Source organism: Methylobacterium sp. C1, from assembly GCF_001854385.1.
Taxonomy (GTDB): domain Bacteria; phylum Pseudomonadota; class Alphaproteobacteria; order Rhizobiales; family Beijerinckiaceae; genus Methylobacterium; species Methylobacterium radiotolerans.
Window position 1 is genome coordinate 6,406,560 of the sequence record NZ_CP017640.1, and the last position, 16,623, is coordinate 6,423,182.

The following is a 16,623-nucleotide window of genomic DNA, read 5'->3' on the forward strand; positions in this document are numbered from 1 at the left end:
CTAGCCTTACGAAACGGGTGCCAGCCGATCCTCGTACGCGAGGGCTCAAGGCCTTGGGGCCTTGTCAGAACGCGTAGCTCGGAGATCGCGTGGCTTGGGGGCCTGACCGCTGGCGCTTCTATCGGCTCGTCGCGCGCGAGGCCGCGCGCGCGGTGCGCGCCGCCGGCGCCAGCGTCACCGCCTCGCCCGACATCCTCGCCCGGATGCGGGTGGCCGGGCTCGTGATCGCGCCGCAGGACCTGCGCACCTCCGACGCGACCTTCGCGGACGACATCTATGCCGGATTGTTCGTCTTCGCCGGCCGGTCGCTCGCGGCGAGCGGCGGCTCGCCCTTCGATTACGCGGCGCCGTCACCGGAATGGGCCGACGAGCTCTACGGCTTCGGCTGGCTGCGTCACCTGCGCGCCGCCGACACCGCGCTCGCCCGGGCCAATGCCCGCGCCTTCGTGGCCGATTTCATCGCCGGCCGCGGCGACGCGGTGCTCGCCCGGCAGACGCCGGTGGCGGCGCGCCGGCTGATCTCGTTCCTGTGCCAGTCGCCCCTCGTGCTGGAGGGCGCCGACCACGGCTTCTACCAGAACTTCCTGAAGGCGATCGGGCGCAACGCGCAGCAGCTCGAGCGTGACCTCCGGCGGGGCGTGCCGCCGCAATGGCGCCTGAACGCCGCGGTGGCGCTCTGCTACGCCGGCCTGTGCTGCGACGGCATCCAGCCGATCCTGCGACGGGCGACCCGGATCCTGACGCGGGAACTCGACCGGCAGATCCTGACCGATGGCGGCCACCGCTCCCGCGACCCGCGCTTCGCCATGGAGCTGCTCCTCGACCTGCTGCCCCTGCGCCAGAGTTATCTGAGCCGCAGCGTCGAGCCGCCGCTCTCGCTCCTGCGCGCAATCGACCGGATGCTGCCGCTGCTGCGTCTCCTGCGGCACCCGGACGCCTCGCTGAGCCACTTCAACGGCATGGGCGCCACGGACGCGGACCATCTCGCGACCCTGCTGGTCTACGACGGCGCGCTCGCCCGCCCGCTGATGCACGCGCCGAATTCCGGCTACGAGCGCCTTGAGGGCGGCCGGGTCGTGATCGTGGCCGATGTCGGCGCCAGCCCGCCGCTGCCCTACTCGGTCAATTCCGGTGCCGGCTGCCTCGCCTTCGAGATGTCGAGCGGACCGCAGCGCATCGTGGTCAATTGCGGTCTGCCGGCCAGCGGCGCGGATCTGCGCCTCCTGGCTCGCTCGACGCCGGCCCATTCCACGGCCGCGGTGGCCCACGCCTCGTCCTGCCGGTTCCTCACCCGCACCGGCTGGTGGGGCGAGCGGCTCCTGGCCGACTGGCTGATCCGCCGGCGCGGCCCGGTGGTGCTGAGCGGTCCGTCCGCGGTGGCCGCCGAGCGCGCCGAGGAGACCGACAGCGTCGTCCTCGCGGCCCGGCACAACGGCTACGGCCCCGAGTTCGGCATCGTGCACGAGCGCCGCTGGCAGCTCTTCCACGCGACGGCCCGCCTGGAGGGCCGCGACGCCTTCCTGCGCCAGGGCAAGGGGCTCAGCCGCGGGCGGCGGCTGCGCCCGCAGGACGTGGCGATCCGCTTCCACCTCCATCCCGGGATCGCGGTGCGCAGCATCCCCGAGGGGCTGGAACTCGCCTCGGCGCTCGGGGAGATCTGGACGTTCCGCGCCGAGAACGCCGCGATCGCCATCGAGGAGAGCGTCTACTTCTCGGGGCTGACCGGGCCGCGCCGGACCGACCAGATCGTCCTTCACCTGCGGGTCGCCGACGACGTCGAGGTCCGGTGGACCTTCGAGCGCCAGGCCTCCGCGCCCCTGCGCGGCGTGGCGCCCTGACAGGTTCGCGACGGGGGCGGCTGGCCGGGGTCACCGTTTCCATGCTACCGCGCCGGAAAATCTCGAACTTTCGGCACGAAGCTATGGCGCACGATCAGGTGCGGGTCTCCCGCGCGCTCCTCTCGGTCTCGGACAAGACCGGACTCGTCGACTTCGCCCGGGCGCTCCACGCCCGCGGCATCGTGCTGGTCTCGACCGGGGGCACCCACCGCGCCCTGGTGGAGGCCGGCCTGCCGGTCACCGAGGTCGCCGACCTGACGGGCTTCCCGGAGATGATGGACGGTCGGGTCAAGACGCTGCACCCTGCGGTCCACGGCGGCCTGCTCGCCATCCGCGACAACCCGGAGCATCAGGCCGCGCTCGCCGCCCACGGGATCGGCGCCATCGATCTTCTCGTGGTCAACCTCTACCCGTTCGAGGCCACCATCGCGGCCGACCGGTCGGACGCCGACTGCATCGAGAACATCGATATCGGCGGCCCGGCGATGATCCGCGCGGCGGCCAAGAACCACGCGGACGTCGCCGTCGTCACCGACGTGTCGGACTACGCCGGCGTGCTCGCCGCCCTCGAGGCGCAGGACGGGTCGCTCGGCGCGGATCTGCGCCGGAGCCTGGCGCAGAAGGCGTTCGCCCGCACCGCGTCCTACGATGCCGCCATCGCCAACTGGATGGCGGGCCGCTTCGGCGCCGACGCGCCGGCCCGGTTCCGCGCCTTCGGGGGTGCTCTGGGCCAGGAGCTGCGCTACGGCGAGAACCCCCACCAGTCGGCGGCCTTCTACCGCGCGCCCGGCCAGGTCCGTGCGGGCGTGGCCACCGCCCGCCAGCTCCAGGGCAAGGAGCTGTCCTACAACAACTTCAACGACACGGACGCCGCCTACGAGTGCGTGGCCGAGTTCGATCCGGCCCGGACCGCCGCCGTGGCGATCATCAAGCACGCCAACCCCTGCGGCGTCGCCGAGGGGGCCAGCCTCCTCGAGGCCTATGAGCGGGCGCTGAGCTGCGACCCGACCTCGGCCTTCGGCGGCATCGTCGCCCTGAACCGGACGCTCGACGCCGAGGCGGCCCGCCGGATCGTCGAGATCTTCACCGAGGTGATCATCGCCCCCGACGCCACGCCCGAGGCGGCGGCGATCGTGGCCGGCAAGAAGAACCTGCGCCTGCTGCTGGCCGGTGGCGTGCCCGATCCGCGGGCCGGCGGCGAGACCGTGCGGACCCTCGCGGGCGGCCTGCTGGTCCAGACCCGGGACGCGGCGGTCGTCGACGACATGCCGCTCACGGTCGTGACCAAGCGCGCGCCGAGCGAGGCCGAGCTGGCCGATCTCCGGTTCGCCTACCGGGTGGCCAAGCACGTGAAGTCGAACGCCATCGTGTACGCGAAGGCCGGCGCCACGGTCGGCATCGGCGCGGGTCAGATGTCGCGGGTCGATTCCTCGCGCATCGCCGCCTGGAAGGCCGCCGAGGGGGCGAAGCGTCTCGGGGTCGCGGAGAGCCTCGCGGTCGGTTCGGTCGTGGCATCGGATGCGTTCTTCCCGTTCGCGGACGGGCTGATGGCCGCCGCCGAGGCGGGCGCCACCGCGGTGATCCAGCCCGGCGGCTCGATGCGCGATGCGGACGTCATCGCGGCGGCCGATGAGGCCGGGCTCGCCATGGTCCTGACGGGGCACCGCCACTTCCGGCACTGAGCCGGCAGGCCGTTCCCCGGTTCTCCGAGAAGGCGCGCGACCTCCGCGGTGTCCGGAACTGTCCGGCTACCGCGGAGGTCTCCCTGTTGCGCGCCGTTAACGATTTGCCGCGATCATATCGGCCGGACCGATTTTGAGCCGGGCGCGCGATTCCGGCCAGCATTGCCGTGAACAGGTGCGGGTCGGTTCGAAGCTCGGCAATGGATGTCTGGCATCCAGAAATGCTATTTTTCGGGCATTATTACCGGTGTAATATCTCGGTCTTCGCGAATATGTTCGGCGTCTGCTGCCTGGGTTGAAATTTTCTCGGTCGCGCGCCATCATCACACGGATATGCGCCGGAAGCTCGTGTGAAGAACTTCCTGGAACAGGTCCGGGTCGGGTGACGAGATGGTGGTCGCAGCGCTGTTGTTCCTCGTGGGATGGCTGATCGGCCGATCCTACTCGGTGGTCGTCGTCGCCATGACCTCGTCGGTTATCCTGTTCGCGGCCATGACGATCTTCATGTCCGTCTACGGGATCGACCTGCTGCGCGTGCTGATCGTGATCGGATATCTGACCGCGCACCAGGCGGGATATCTCCTCGGCGCCTATCTCAGCGGCTGCCCCGAGAACAGCGGGGGGCGTTGAGGTAAATCACCACCACCAGACGACGCGTCCGGCGAGACTGTTGATCAGGATCCACAACCCCGCAGCGATGAGGGACCAGGTAATCACAAGGAGAAGCGGCGGCTTCGACCCGGGTTGACGGCGCAGATGTGCCAGGACGGTGTTCACGTTCGAGATCCCAAGGGCCTGGAGCGGAGGGAAACCTCATACGGACTTGTACCGCATAGGGTTCCGCCGGGCCGATTGTCGGCGAATTAAAATTCGTACAGATTCATGTGGTCGGCGCGCCTCCAGGGAAGTCCGGGGCTGCCCGATAATTTACTTTCAGTTGCAATAAACATCCTCTTACAACGTCAATAATCTTTTCGAAAACAGTCGGAGTTACGGCCATCGTCCGATGGGGCGACGTTTCAGCCGGGCCTCGATACTTGTCACCTCCGTATAGGATCCGACAAAACGCAATCCGTGTCGAACCGCACGGATCGCAATTTCGCCGCGGCGTTGCTGGGTCGACACAAGCGCGACTGACGCGGGGCGCTGTCCCGAACGAGAACGCCCAGGCAGCGTGTGCTGCCTGGGCGCCGTTGCCGCGGGTCTGACCGGGGTCCGGTCGGCTCGCGCCGGTCAGGTGTCGGCGAAGATGTCGCGATCCTTGGTTTCCGGCACGAAGAACACGCCGATGATCACCGTCGCGACCGCGATGACGATCGGGTACCAGAGGCCGAAATAGATGTCGCCGGTCTGTGCCACCATGGCGAAGGCGGTCGCCGGCAGGAGGCCGCCGAACCAACCGTTGCCGATGTGGTAGGGCAGCGACATCGAGGTGTAGCGGATCCGGGTCGGGAACAGCTCCACCAGCATGGCGGCGATCGGGCCGTAGACCATCGTGACGAAGAGCACGAGGATGAACAGCAGGCCGATCACCTGCGCGGGCTGAGCCCGGAAGATGTCGAACGGGTTCGACATCTTGACGATCTCGGGATCGCCGGCCTTCGGATAGCCCGCGGCCTGCAGCGCGGCGGTCGTGGCCTTGTTGGCCTCGACGTTGCCGCCCTGCGGGTACGGGATCTCGGTGTCGTTGACGCGGATCGCCGTGGGCTGGCCGGCCGCGCCGGGCACCGTCGTGTAGCGGACCGACGACTTCGACAGGAAGTCGCGGGCGAGGTCGCAGGGCTGGGTGAAGACCCGCGTTCCGACCGGGTTGAACAGGGTACCGCAGGCGGCCGGATCGGCCGTCACCGTCACCTTCACGTTCTCGATCGCCGCCTCGAGCTTCGGGTTCGCCGTGGAGGTGATCCCCTTGAAGATCGGGAAGAACGTCGCCGCAGCGATCGCGCAGCCCGCCAGGATGATGACCTTGCGGCCGATCTTATCGGACAGCCAGCCGAACACGACGAAGAAGCCGGTCCCGAGGAGCAGCGACCACGCAATCAGCAGGTTGGCCGTGTAGCCGTCGACCTTCAGGATCGATTGCAGGAAGAACAGCGCGTAGAACTGGCCCGTGTACCAGACCACGCCCTGGCCGGCGACGAGTCCGAACAGGGCGATGATCGCGAACTTCGCGTTCCGCCACTCGCCGAAGGCCTCCGTGAGCGGCGCCTTCGAGGTCTTGCCCTCCTCCTTCATCTTCTTGAAGGCCGGGGATTCGGAGAGCTGGAGACGGATCCAGACCGAGATGCCGAGGAGCAGCACCGAGACCAGGAACGGGATGCGCCAGCCCCACTCGGCGAAGGCGGCCTCGCCCGTGATGGTCCGGGTCGCCAGGATCACCAGGAGCGACAGGAACAGGCCCAGCGTCGCGGTCGTCTGGATCCAGCTCGTGTAGAAGCCGCGCCGGCCATTGGGGGCGTGCTCCGCCACATAGGTCGCCGCGCCGCCGTACTCGCCGCCCAGCGCGAGGCCCTGGGCGAGGCGCAGGACGATCAGGATGATCGGCGCCGCGATGCCGATGGTCGCCGCGTTGGGCAGGATGCCGACGATGAAGGTCGACAGACCCATGATCAGGATCGTGACCAGGAAGGTGTACTTGCGACCGACGAGATCGCCGACACGGCCGAACACCAGCGCGCCGAACGGCCGGACGATGAAGCCGGCCGCGAAGGCCAGCAGAGCGAAGATGTCGCGCGTGGCCGGCGGGTAGGCCGAGAAGAATTGCGCGCCGATGATCGCCGCCAGCGACCCGTAGAGATAGAAATCGTACCACTCGAACACGGTGCCGAGCGAGGATGCGAAGATCACCCGCTTCTCGGCCGACGTCATCGGCCTCGCAGCGTCTCCCGCTCGCGGGATCGCGGTTGCCACAGGCATGAAACAGGTCCTCCCAGACGCACATGGGCGGCCCGAGACACGGATCGCCCGCTCACCGGCCCGTTTCCCGGGCGGTTCTGCGCGAGGCGCAGATCACCTATGCGTTATCGCACGTGGTGGGGCGGTCAACCGGTAAAGCGATTGTGAAGACCCTCATCAACATGGGCGCGTACCGAGTTGTCACCGGAACGACGAAGGGCGCGGCTCGCGCCGCGCCCTCCGCCTGTCAGACCCGTCGGATCGCCGTCAGTGCGCGTGCGCGCCGGCGGCCCCGATGCCCGTCTCGGAACGCACGTACTGGGCCTCGAAGGCGGCCCGCTCGCGCTGCGCGCGCCGGGTCTTGTCCAAGAGGGACACGACCCAGATCGTCGCGAAGGCCAGCGGCATCGAGAACAGCGCCGGGTTGTCGTAGGGGAAGAGCGGGGCGGGGTTGCCCAGCGTCGTCACCCACACGGCCTTCGACAGCACCACCATGATGACCGCCGCGAGCAGGCCGACGAGGCCGCCGGCGAGCGCGCCCCAGGTGGTGGTGCCCCGCCACAGGATCGACATGGCGAGCACCGGGAAATTGCAGCTCGCCGCCACCGCGAAGGCGAGGCCGACCATGAAGGCGACGTTCTGGTTCTCGAACACGTAGCCGAGGTAGATCGCCACGATGCCGATCACCACGGCCGAGATCTTTGACAGGTTGACCTCGTGCTTCTCGGTGGTCCGCCCGCGGGCGATCACCTGGGCGTAGAGGTCGTGACTGATCGCCGAAGCGCCGGCGAGCGTCAGGCCGGCGACGACCGCGAGGATCGTGGCGAAGGCCACGGCGGAGATGAAGCCCAGGAAGTACGGGCCGCCCACCGCGTTGGCGAGGTTCACCGCCACCATGTTGGTGCCGCCGATCATGTCCTTCAGCTTGTCGAACGCGCCGGCCGGACCGAGCTTGAAGTAGACCGGGTCCGACATCAGCAGCGCGATGCCGCCGAAGCCGATGATGAAGGTCAGGATGTAGAAGTAGCCGATCAGGCCGGTGGCGTAGAACACCGACTTGCGGGCGGCCTGGGCGTCCGAGACCGTGAAGAACCGCATCAGGATGTGCGGCAGGCCGGCGGTGCCGAACATCAGGCCGACGCCGAGCGAGATCGCCTCGACCGGGTTCGACACGAGGCCGCCCGGCGCCATGATGGCGTCGCCCTTCGGGTGGACCTGAACGGCGCTGGCGAACAGCATTTCCGGGTTGAAGCCGTACTTCAGCAGCACCGCGCCGGCCATGAAGGTCGCGCCGCCGAGCAGCAGGCAGGCCTTGATCACCTGCACCCAGGTGGTCGCCTTCATGCCGCCGAAGGCGACGTAGACGATCATCAGGACGCCGACGATGATCACCGCGTAGAGGTAGGGCAGGCCGAACAGGAGCTGGATCAACTTCCCCGCGCCGACCATCTGGGCGATCAGGTAGAAGGCCACCACCACCAGGGTGCCCACCGCCGAGATGATGCGGATCGCGGTCTGGTCGAGGCGGAAGCTCGCCACGTCGGCGAAGGTGAACTTGCCGAGGTTGCGCAGGCGCTCCGCGATCAGGAACAGCACGATGGGCCAGCCGACCAGGAAGCCCGTCGAGTAGATCAGCCCGTCGAAGCCCGAGGTGTAGACGAGGCCGGAGATGCCGAGGAACGAGGCCGCCGACATGTAGTCGCCGGCGATCGCCAGGGAGTTCGTCCCTGCCGAGATGCCGCCGCCCGCCGCGTAGAAGTCGGCGGCCGACTTGGTGCCCTTGGCGGCCCGGTAGGTGATGCCGAGCGTCAGCAGCACGAAGAACAGGAACATCAGGATGGCCGGCCAGTTCGTGGCCGATTGCGCGACGGCGCCGAGATCCGGGCCGGCCGCGTAGGCGGCGCTCGCGACGATCGTGGCGAGCGTCAGGCCGAGAAGGAGGCGGTTCATCGGGCCACGCTCCGCTTCAGGGCTTCGCTCAGCGCGTCGAAGCGCGTGTTGGCCCGGGCGACGTAGACCCCCGTGAGCGCGAAGGCGAACAGGATCACGAACACGCCCGCGAACAGGCCGAGGGAGGCGGTGCCGCCGACCTTCACGGCGAGGAGCGACTTGTCGAAGGCGATCAAGCCGATGAAGCCGAAATAGACGACCAGCATCAGGATCGTCAGGATCCAGGCGAAGCGGGTGCGCTCGTGAACGAGTTGCTGGAACTCGGGGGTTCGGGCGATCCGCTCGACCTGCGGATCGGCGGCGATCTCGCGTGGGCGTGTTCCCGGGGGCGCCGTGCGCCCTCGGGTGTTCAGTGTCGTGCCGCTCATGGGTGTTCCTCCCGCGAGGGCACGCTCGCGGCCCCCCGGTTCTGCGCGTTGGGATTCGTGGTTCTTGTTGGAGGCGGGCGCCGCCCCGGCACCCGCCCCGGTCCGGACCCGCGCCGCCGGGGCGGCGCGGATGCGATCAGCCCCGGTTCTGCCGGTTCTCGATCAGGTCGTCGACGACGGCCGGCTCGGCCAGCGTCGAGGTATCGCCGAGCGAGCTGAAATCGTCCTCGGCGATCTTGCGCAGGATCCGGCGCATGATCTTGCCCGAACGGGTCTTGGGCAGGCCGGGGGCGAACTGGATCAGGTCCGGCGAGGCGATCGGCCCGATGTCCTTGCGGACCCAGGTCACGAGTTCCTTGCGCAGGGCGTCGTCGCCCTCCTCGCCGTCGTTGAGGGTCACGTAGGCGTAGATGCCCTGGCCCTTCACGTTGTGCGGGTATCCCACCACCGCCGCCTCGGCGACCTTCGGGTGGGCGACCAGCGACGACTCGACCTCGGCGGTGCCCATGCGGTGACCCGAGACGTTGATGACGTCGTCCACTCGGCCGGTGATCCAGTAGTAGCCGTCGGCGTCCCGCCGGGCGCCGTCGCCGGTGAAGTACTTGCCCGGATAGGTCGAGAAGTAGGTCTGCTCGAAGCGCTCGTGGTCGCCGTAGACCGTGCGCATCTGGCCCGGCCAGGAATCGGCGATGCAGAGATTGCCCTCGCACGGCCCTTCCAGCACCTTGCCCTCGGCGTCGACCATCTGGGGCTTCACGCCGAAGAACGGGCGTGTGGCCGAGCCCGGCTTGAGCGCGGTGGCGCCCGGCAGCGGCGTGATCAGGATGCCGCCGGTCTCGGTCTGCCACCACGTGTCGACGATCGAGCAGCGCCTGTCGCCGACGACGTTGTAGTACCATTCCCAGGCTTCCGGGTTGATCGGCTCGCCGACGGAGCCCAGAACCCGCAGCGACTGCCGCGAGGTCTTCTTGACCGGGCCCTCGCCGCCGCCCATCAGCGAGCGGATCGCGGTCGGTGCCGTGTAGAAGATGTTGACCTTGTGCTTGTCGACCACTTCCCAGAACCGGGAGGTCGACGGGTAGGTCGGGATGCCCTCGAACATCAGCGTCGTGGCGCCGTTCGCGAGCGGCCCGTAGACGATGTAGCTGTGGCCGGTGACCCAGCCGACATCGGCCGTGCACCAGTAAACGTCGCCCTCGCGGTAATCGAAGACGTATTCGTGCGTCATCGACGCGTAGACGAGGTATCCGCCTGTGGTGTGCACCACGCCCTTTGGCTGACCGGTCGAGCCCGAGGTGTAGAGGATGAAGAGCGGGTGCTCGGCCTCCACCGCCACGGCGGGGCACTCGTCCGTCACCTGCTCGGCGGCCTCGTCGTAGTAGACGTCGCGGCCCGCCTCCATGGCGACGCTGCCGCCGGTGCGGCGCACGACGATCACGTGGTCGACCAAGTCCGCGTCGAGGCGCTTGATCGCCTCGTCGACATTGGCCTTCAGCGGCACCTTGCGGCCGCCGCGCAGGCCCTCGTCGGCGGTGATCACCACCTTCGAGCCGCAGCCCTGGATGCGCGAGGCGAGGGAGTCCGGCGAGAAGCCGCCGAACACGATGGCGTGGATCGCGCCGAGCCGCGCGCAGGCGAGCATCGCGTAGGCGGCCTCCGGAATCATCGGCATGTAGAGTGTGACGCGGTCGCCCTTACCGACGCCGCGGTTGCGCAGCACGTTGGCCATCCGGCAGACCTGCGCGTGCAGCTCGCGGTAGCTGATGTGCTTGGCCTCGTCGGGGTTGTCGCCCTCCCAGATGATCGCGGTCTGGTCGCCCCGGGTCTCGAGATGGCGATCGATGCAGTTGTGGGCGACGTTGGTCGTGCCGTCCTCGAACCACTTGATCGAGACCTTGCCGGGCTCGAAGCTGGTGTTCTTCACGGTCGAGAACGGCTTCATCCAGTCGATGCGCTTGCCGTGCTCGGCCCAGAACGCGTCGGGATCGGCGACGGAAGCCGCGTACATCTCCCGGTACTTGGCATCGTCCACGTGCGCACCCTCGCGCCACGCGGATTGGACCTCGATCACCTTGCCTTCCATGGCGTCCCATCCCTGTTTTGGTGCCCGATCGTATCGCGGTCGCCGCCGCGCAGCCAGGACTTCCAAAGTAACGTAGCCGACAATCTACGATGGCGATATCATCGCAGTTTGGCGCGCACCTGCGCAGCACAATCCCCGTGAATAGATTGGGCACAATGTAAGAGCTGCTTGAGGCTTCGATGCTGCGCTGTCAAGCGCGCCCGCACGAGGCGGCTGTCACCGGCAGCCCTCTGTTTCCGCCGCCGGAGACCGCCCGTGGTCGCGATCGACCCTAGCCGTTGGCCGCCCGGCGCGTGGGCATGATGATCTCCACGAGCGTGCCGTCTTCCGGCCGGGCGGAGAGCTCCAGCCGCCCGCCATTGGCCTCCACCAGCGCCCGCGGCAGCGCCAGCCCGTCCTCGACATCGTCCTGCGGAGCCTCCGGCCGCGGGGCGTGGCCGGCACCGGTGTCGCGCACCCGCACGGCGATACCCGCCCGCTCCGTCGAACCGGTGGACACGATGATCTGGCTGCCGGCGGTCGACCGCCGGATCGCGTTCTCGATCACCAAGCTGGCCGCGCGGCTGACCGAACGCTCGTCGGCCTCCAGGTCGCCGATATCGGTGGAGAAGCTCGTCCGCATGACGATGCGGCCCCGGGCCGCCTCGCCCTGGAGCCGGGCGACGCAGCTCGCCACCACGTCGTTGAGATCGAGGGCGCGCGGTTCCAGGTGGAGCGACCCGGCCTCGACGGCGGCGAGGTCCAGGAGCTTCCCGACGCGCTCCCGCATCGCCTCGCCCGAGGCCTTGATCTCGGCGAGGCAGCCCCTGTAGCGCGCGTCCCCGAGGGGGCCGAACGGCTCCTTCAGCATCGCGGCGGCGAGGTCGATGATCCCGGTCAGCGGTTGGCGGACGGCGCCCTCGAGCCGGCCGAGGGCGTCGGCGCGAGCCGGCGCGGGATCCGGGCGGCCCTCGGCGGCCCGCTCCGCCGCCTCGCTCTCGGCCCGCCCGATCTGGACCACCCGTCGGCCCTGCGCCGCCGCTACGGTCAGCGACACGGGCGCCCCGGCGAGGCGCACGACGCGCCGCCCGGGCGCCGCGCCGCGAAGGGCATCGGCGACCGTCAGGACGCTGTCCCCGTCGAACAGCGTGACAAAAGTGCTGCCGACGATCTCGCGCGGGTCGCAGCCGAACAGGTCGGTCGCGGCGCGGTTCAGCGCGACGATGCGCCCGGCCGCGTCGACCGTGACGACGCCCGTTTCCAGCGCGTCGAGGGTCGCCTCGGCGCTGGCCGTCCGCTCGGTCTGGGCGGCGCGGGCGAGGCGCTCGGCCCTGAGCGCGTCCGCGACGTCGGCCTCCTCGACGGGGCGCGCGACCAGGCACGTGGCGGTCGCGCCCGCCCAGGGCAGGGCACCCCCCAGCAGTTCCACGGGGCGGGCGCCGCCGTCGGCCGTCGTGACGGTCGTGCGGCGTGCGGACGGCTCGGGTGCTTCCGCCGCGGGAAGACCGGGCAGCAATCCCGAGAACCCGACGCGCGCGAGGCTCGGCAGATCAGGATAGCCGGTCAGGTCCAGGAAGGCGCCGTTCGCCGCGACGATCGTGCCGTTTCGATGGACCAGCATCGGCAGCGGCAATCCGCCGAGGAGATCGGTCGCGGGCGCCGGTGCCGCGTCGTCGACCGGTGCGATCTCCGCCGTGTCCGGGTCCGCGCCGACATCGTCCGAGACGGCGCGGGTCTCCGCCGGACCGGCCTGTGGAGCGGGGAACGGCATCACCGAACCGCTCTCGGTCCTGGGCGAACCGGATTCGGCCTCGTCGCCGGCGTAGCGGGCCCCCAGCGCCCGGGCGATCTCGCGGAACGCGGCGTGCTCGTCGTTCGACAGCGGCGCGGCGACGGGGTCCGCGTCCACCCCGACAGGGATAGCGACCTCGCCGGGCTCGGCCGGGACTATCGCGGCCCCCGCATCCTCACAGGCTGCGGGCTCCGGTGTCGCAATCGGCGTCGGCTCCCGTACTGCCTCGGGGGTCGGCTCCGGAGGCGCGGCCGGGACGCTCCGGATCAGACCGAAGCCGCCGAAGCCCGAGAAGGCCGCGTCGCCCCGCCCCAGCGGGGCGCCCGACAGATCGACCCGGAACGCTCCGGTGCCGGCATCGAGTACCGCCGGTTCGCCGCGGAAGGTGCGCCGGTCGCGCAGGGCCGCCAGCACGGCGTCGGCGCCGGAGAGTCGCCCGCTCGCGGCCAGATCCTGCCAGCGCTGCCCGACCAGCCCGGACAGGGCCTCCGGGCCGGTGAGCGTGGTCAAGACACCCGCGGCATCGAGGCGCCACAGGAAGCGGTCGTCGCGCCGCAGCGGCACCGTTGAGGGCGATTGCGGCTGAAGGGGTGGCGCGCCCTCCGCCCCAGAAGGCGCGGCGCGCGGTTCGACCGGAGCCTCGACCGGGCGGGCGGGACGGGCGCGGCCCGCCGACACCGGCGCGGTCGGGACGACGAGGATCGCGGGCCGGCCGTCGGCCTGCGCGCCCCGCGCCAGCCAGCACAGAACAGGCGGCGCGATCCGGCGGGCATCGAGGCGCAGGCGCGCGAGGCGGGGCGCGGCGTCGCCCGCCACCGCCGCCGCGATCTGCCGGTTCAGACCGGCGAGGGCGGGGCCGGCCAGCGACTCGGCGAGACCGGCCGCCGCTTCGGACGCGGACAGGATCCGCGCGTCCGTCGAATCGATCACGAGATGCACGGCGTCGCGCGCGGCCAGCGCGGCCGCCAGGGCGGGCAGCCGCTCCCAGGTCGCGAAGGCATTCGCCAGCCCGGCCGGGACTGCAGTGGCCGTCGGTGTCACTGTCGTCTCCAAAGCCCGCGACCTCGAACCCCAACGCGATCCAGACGCTCCGCGGTCCCGCTTTGCCCGAGAAACGCCCGCGACCGTAGCCCTATTGTAAACTCCCTCGCGCCGCGACGCTGGACTCTCGGCGCAACCGTCACACGTTTACGTTATGTCAACCTTAACGCCGTGAGCGCGGGTGGCATATGGCGGCGAATCAGTTATTGTGCACCGCACAAAGCGCCATCCACAGGCCAACGAAGAGAGGAGACGACGTATGAGCAACCCCCCGAACTACGAAGTTCCGGCCGAGATGCGCGACTTCGCCGAGAAGAGCGTCGAGCAGGCCCGCAAGGCGTTCGACAGCTTCATCGGCGCCGCCCGCCGCACCGCCGACACGGTGCAGGGTTCGGCCGAACTGGCCCGCTCGAACGCGCTGGACGCCTCCTCCCGCGGCTTCGAATATGCCGAGCAGAACGTGAACGCGGCTTTCGACCTCGCCCAGAAGCTGGTCCGCTCCAGGGACATGCAGGAGGCGATGCAGCATCAGGCCGAGTTCGTCCGCAGCCAGTTCGCCGCCATCCAGGCGCAGGCGAAAGAGTTCAGCGGCCTCGCGCAGAGCGCGATGCAGCAGGGCGCCGAACGCGCCAAGTCGGCGATGCAGCAGGGCGCCGACGAGGCCCGCAAGGCTATGGAGCAGGGCCAGGACGCCGCCAAGCAGACGGCTCAGAACGCCCAGGACGCCGCCGAGCGCGCCTCGCACTGAGGCAGACATCGACGAAACGAGCCGCGGCCCGCTCCCGTCCAGGGGGGCGGGCCGTCTCGTTTTCGCCGGTATTGCCGCCGAGAGCCGCCGGGCGGACGCGTTGGGTCCGCGCCGACTGAAGGGTTCAGGGATGCGCCTCACTGTTTCCGGCCGATCCGGCCTGCGTGGACCTCTCCGCCTGGCGGTCGCCGCCCTGGCGCTCGCCGCCGTCGTTCCGAGCGGCGCGGCCTGGGCCCAGTACTACGACGATCCGGGCTACGACGGCGGATACCGCCCGGTCCCGCGCCGGGCGCAGCGCGCCCCCGTCGGCTACAATTGCGACGCGGTCCAGCAGGGGATCACGGGCCCGAAGCCGTTCTCGTGCCCGCTGCCGGGGCCGCGTCCCCTCGGCGTGCGCTGCTTCTGCGACCTGCCGATCGCCTCGTTCAGCCCGCCGCAGACGGCCGTCGGCCACGTCGTTCCCTGATTGCACGCGGTCTCGACGGCGACGGGCCGCGCCCCCCTTTCGGATGACGCGGCCCGTGCGGCGCAGGCGGACCTGGGCGCGAGTATTTCCGCGCCGCGTCCTCAGTTCAGGACGACGACCTTGGCGCCGACCTTCACGCGGTCGTACAGGTCGGTGACGTCCTCGTTCGTCATCCGGATGCAGCCCGACGACACCGCCTGACCGATCGTGTCCGGCTCGTTGGAGCCGTGAATGCGGTACTCAGTGCTGCCGATATACATGGCCCGGGCGCCGAGGGGGTTCTCGATGCCGCCCGCCATGTAGCGCGGCAGGTCGGGACGACGGGCAATCATGGCCTTCGGGGGCGTCCACGACGGCCACTCGCGCTTGGCGGTGATCTTGTTGGTGCCGCTCCAGCTGAAGCCCGGACGGCCGACGCCGACGCCGTAGCGGATCGCCTCGCCGTTGCCGAGCACGTAGTACAGGCGCCGCTCGGCGGTGGAGACCACGATCGTGCCGGGCGCGTAGGGTCCGTTGAACGCCACGATCTCACGGGGGATCGGCTGGACCTGCGCCTGCGGCGCGGCCTGCACGCCCTGGCCGTAGCCCGGGGCGTAAGTGCCCTGGTAACCGTACTGTCCCTGATCGGAGTAGTACTCATCGGCATTGTCCGTGCCGAAGGGATCGTACGACGAGGCGGCGAGAACGGGCGTGGCGGCAAGAACAGACACGCCGAGGAGCGCGGCGAGTGCGGTGACCGTGGTCTTCATGAGTGGCCTACCTGTGCAATAACCTTTGCCATTACAAGCGTGAGCATAGGCAGGCAGTTCCATACACCCGCCAAGAATTCGCTCTCCGGCGGAATACGCAGGCCAGCTTGGCCGTGCGGTGCGCCTCATCACGAAGGCGTGTTCGGCTCAGGGGATCTCGTCCGTGTGGACGTCGAAGCGCGCGAGGTGGGCGTAACCGAAGTTCGTCGAGATGGCGCAGTCGGTGGCGTCGCGCCCGCGGGCCATGACGATGCGGCCGATGCGGGGCCGGTTGTGGCGGGCGTCGAACGTGTACCAGCGCGGTCCCTCGGGCCCCTCGAGGAAGACCTCGAACCACGCCGAGAAGTCCATCGGCGCCGGGTCCTTCGGGACGCAGATATCGCCGAGGTAGCCGGTGGCGTAGCGCGCCGGGATGTTCATGCACCGGCACAGGGTGATCGCCAGATGCGCGAAGTCCCGGCACACGCCCTCGCGCTGCATGAAGGCATCGTGCGCGCTCCGGGTGGCGTCGGCGCGCTGATAGTCGAAGCGGATCCGCTCGTGCGTGTAGTCGACGATCGCCTGGACCCGTGCCCAGCCCTCCGGGGTGCCGCCGAACAGGGACCACGCGGTCTGCGAGAGCTTGTCGGTGTCGCAGTAGCGCGAGCCCAGGAGGAAGATCAGGACGTCGTCAGGAAGGTCTTGGACGGGGATCTGCCGGGCCTCAGGCACGACCGGGTCCGGCTGACCCGAATCCTGAACCGTGAAATCGGCCGCGATCGTCAGCTGGCCCGGCGGCGCGACGATGCGGTGGCAGATGTTGTCGAAGACGTCCCGGTACTCGCGCGCCTCGACCGGCGGGTCGAACCGGATCGCCTGCGGGGTCAGCACGTCCCCGGTCCGCGCGGGATGGACGCTCAGCATCAGGATCATCGGCGTCGGCTGCGACAGCGTGAAGGCAATATCGAAACCGGTCCTGATCTTCATCGCGGCCACCTTGCTCTGTCGCCTTCCGCGCGGGGTCGCCACGCACGCTCGTTCCGGGTCCCGGTG

12 protein-coding genes are annotated in these 16,623 nt (G+C 69.7%); 5 read left to right on the forward strand and 7 right to left on the reverse strand.

From position 1 onward, the window contains the following. Nucleotides 1-89 precede the first annotated feature (89 nt). The 3 genes from BKE41_RS29615 to BKE41_RS29625 all read left to right on the forward strand — a co-directional run bounded on the left by BKE41_RS29615 (nucleotide 90) and on the right by BKE41_RS29625 (nucleotide 4,150). Complete coding sequence (locus BKE41_RS29615) at nucleotides 90-1,838, forward strand: heparinase II/III family protein (protein ID WP_043075107.1); 1,749 nt, start codon at nucleotides 90-92, stop codon at nucleotides 1,836-1,838. 83 nt (nucleotides 1,839-1,921) lie between these two features. Then, nucleotides 1,922-3,520, forward strand: a complete 1,599-nt coding sequence (purH, locus tag BKE41_RS29620) for a bifunctional phosphoribosylaminoimidazolecarboxamide formyltransferase/IMP cyclohydrolase (RefSeq protein WP_071000600.1) — start codon at nucleotides 1,922-1,924, stop codon at nucleotides 3,518-3,520. Nucleotides 3,521-3,910: 390 nt separating this feature from the next. Further along, the gene (locus tag BKE41_RS29625; protein WP_071000601.1) at nucleotides 3,911-4,150 is read left to right on the forward strand and encodes a hypothetical protein; all 240 of its coding nucleotides are present in this window, start codon (nucleotides 3,911-3,913) and stop codon (nucleotides 4,148-4,150) included. Between the two features lie 603 nt (nucleotides 4,151-4,753). Here the strand turns inward: BKE41_RS29625 and BKE41_RS29630 are convergent. The 5 genes from BKE41_RS29630 to BKE41_RS29650 form a co-directional block, all read right to left on the reverse strand. Further along, on the reverse strand, nucleotides 4,754-6,388 hold the full coding sequence (locus tag BKE41_RS29630; protein WP_024828005.1) for an MFS transporter: 1,635 nt from the start codon (nucleotides 6,386-6,388) through the stop codon (nucleotides 4,754-4,756). Between the two features lie 294 nt (nucleotides 6,389-6,682). After that, entirely contained in the window at nucleotides 6,683-8,365 is a 1,683-nt protein-coding gene (locus tag BKE41_RS29635) for a cation acetate symporter (RefSeq protein WP_012322483.1), read from the reverse strand. Next, nucleotides 8,362-8,733 (reverse strand): DUF485 domain-containing protein, encoded by a 372-nt coding sequence (locus tag BKE41_RS29640; protein ID WP_024828004.1) that lies wholly within the window; start codon nucleotides 8,731-8,733, stop codon nucleotides 8,362-8,364. The genes BKE41_RS29635 and BKE41_RS29640 overlap by 4 nt, the downstream gene beginning before the upstream one ends. Before the next feature lie 136 nt (nucleotides 8,734-8,869). After that, nucleotides 8,870-10,816 carry an acetate--CoA ligase gene (gene acs, locus BKE41_RS29645; protein WP_024828003.1) on the reverse strand — a complete coding sequence of 649 codons (1,947 nt, stop codon included), beginning with the start codon at nucleotides 10,814-10,816 and terminating at the stop codon, nucleotides 8,870-8,872. Nucleotides 10,817-11,087: 271 nt separating this feature from the next. Further along, the gene (locus tag BKE41_RS29650) at nucleotides 11,088-13,628 is read right to left on the reverse strand and encodes a PAS domain-containing protein (protein ID WP_083374473.1); all 2,541 of its coding nucleotides are present in this window, start codon (nucleotides 13,626-13,628) and stop codon (nucleotides 11,088-11,090) included. Between the two features lie 259 nt (nucleotides 13,629-13,887). Here BKE41_RS29650 and BKE41_RS29655 point away from each other — a divergent pair, with 259 nt between their 5' ends. Further along, on the forward strand, nucleotides 13,888-14,376 hold the full coding sequence (locus tag BKE41_RS29655) for a phasin (protein WP_012322487.1): 489 nt from the start codon (nucleotides 13,888-13,890) through the stop codon (nucleotides 14,374-14,376). A gap of 130 nt (nucleotides 14,377-14,506) precedes the next feature. Next, entirely contained in the window at nucleotides 14,507-14,842 is a 336-nt protein-coding gene (locus tag BKE41_RS29660) for a hypothetical protein (protein ID WP_012322488.1), read from the forward strand. Between the two features lie 101 nt (nucleotides 14,843-14,943). Here BKE41_RS29660 and BKE41_RS29665 read toward each other — a convergent pair whose 3' ends face one another. Continuing rightward, nucleotides 14,944-15,591, reverse strand: coding sequence for a L,D-transpeptidase (locus BKE41_RS29665; RefSeq protein ID WP_012322489.1), 648 nt, complete (start codon nucleotides 15,589-15,591; stop codon nucleotides 14,944-14,946). A 147-nt stretch (nucleotides 15,592-15,738) separates the two neighbouring features. Then, nucleotides 15,739-16,557 (reverse strand): transglutaminase family protein, encoded by an 819-nt coding sequence (locus BKE41_RS29670; protein ID WP_071000799.1) that lies wholly within the window; start codon nucleotides 16,555-16,557, stop codon nucleotides 15,739-15,741. Nucleotides 16,558-16,623: the final 66 nt, after the last annotated feature.

Bases quoted from the DNA above. Each gene is read 5' to 3' on its own strand.
- BKE41_RS29635 (WP_012322483.1), bottom strand. From the start codon at position 8,365: ATGAACCGCCTCCTTCTCGGCCTGACGCTCGCCACGATCGTCGCGAGC.
- BKE41_RS29640 (WP_024828004.1), bottom strand. From the start codon at position 8,733: ATGAGCGGCACGACACTGAACACCCGAGGGCGCACGGCGCCCCCGGGA.
- BKE41_RS29625 (WP_071000601.1), top strand. From the start codon at position 3,911: ATGGTGGTCGCAGCGCTGTTGTTCCTCGTGGGATGGCTGATCGGCCGA.
- acs (WP_024828003.1), bottom strand. From the start codon at position 10,816: ATGGAAGGCAAGGTGATCGAGGTCCAATCCGCGTGGCGCGAGGGTGCG.
- BKE41_RS29660 (WP_012322488.1), top strand. From the start codon at position 14,507: ATGCGCCTCACTGTTTCCGGCCGATCCGGCCTGCGTGGACCTCTCCGC.
- purH (WP_071000600.1), top strand. From the start codon at position 1,922: ATGGCGCACGATCAGGTGCGGGTCTCCCGCGCGCTCCTCTCGGTCTCG.
- BKE41_RS29665 (WP_012322489.1), bottom strand. From the start codon at position 15,591: ATGAAGACCACGGTCACCGCACTCGCCGCGCTCCTCGGCGTGTCTGTT.
- BKE41_RS29630 (WP_024828005.1), bottom strand. From the start codon at position 6,388: ATGACGTCGGCCGAGAAGCGGGTGATCTTCGCATCCTCGCTCGGCACC.
- BKE41_RS29670 (WP_071000799.1), bottom strand. From the start codon at position 16,557: ATGAAGATCAGGACCGGTTTCGATATTGCCTTCACGCTGTCGCAGCCG.
- BKE41_RS29655 (WP_012322487.1), top strand. From the start codon at position 13,888: ATGAGCAACCCCCCGAACTACGAAGTTCCGGCCGAGATGCGCGACTTC.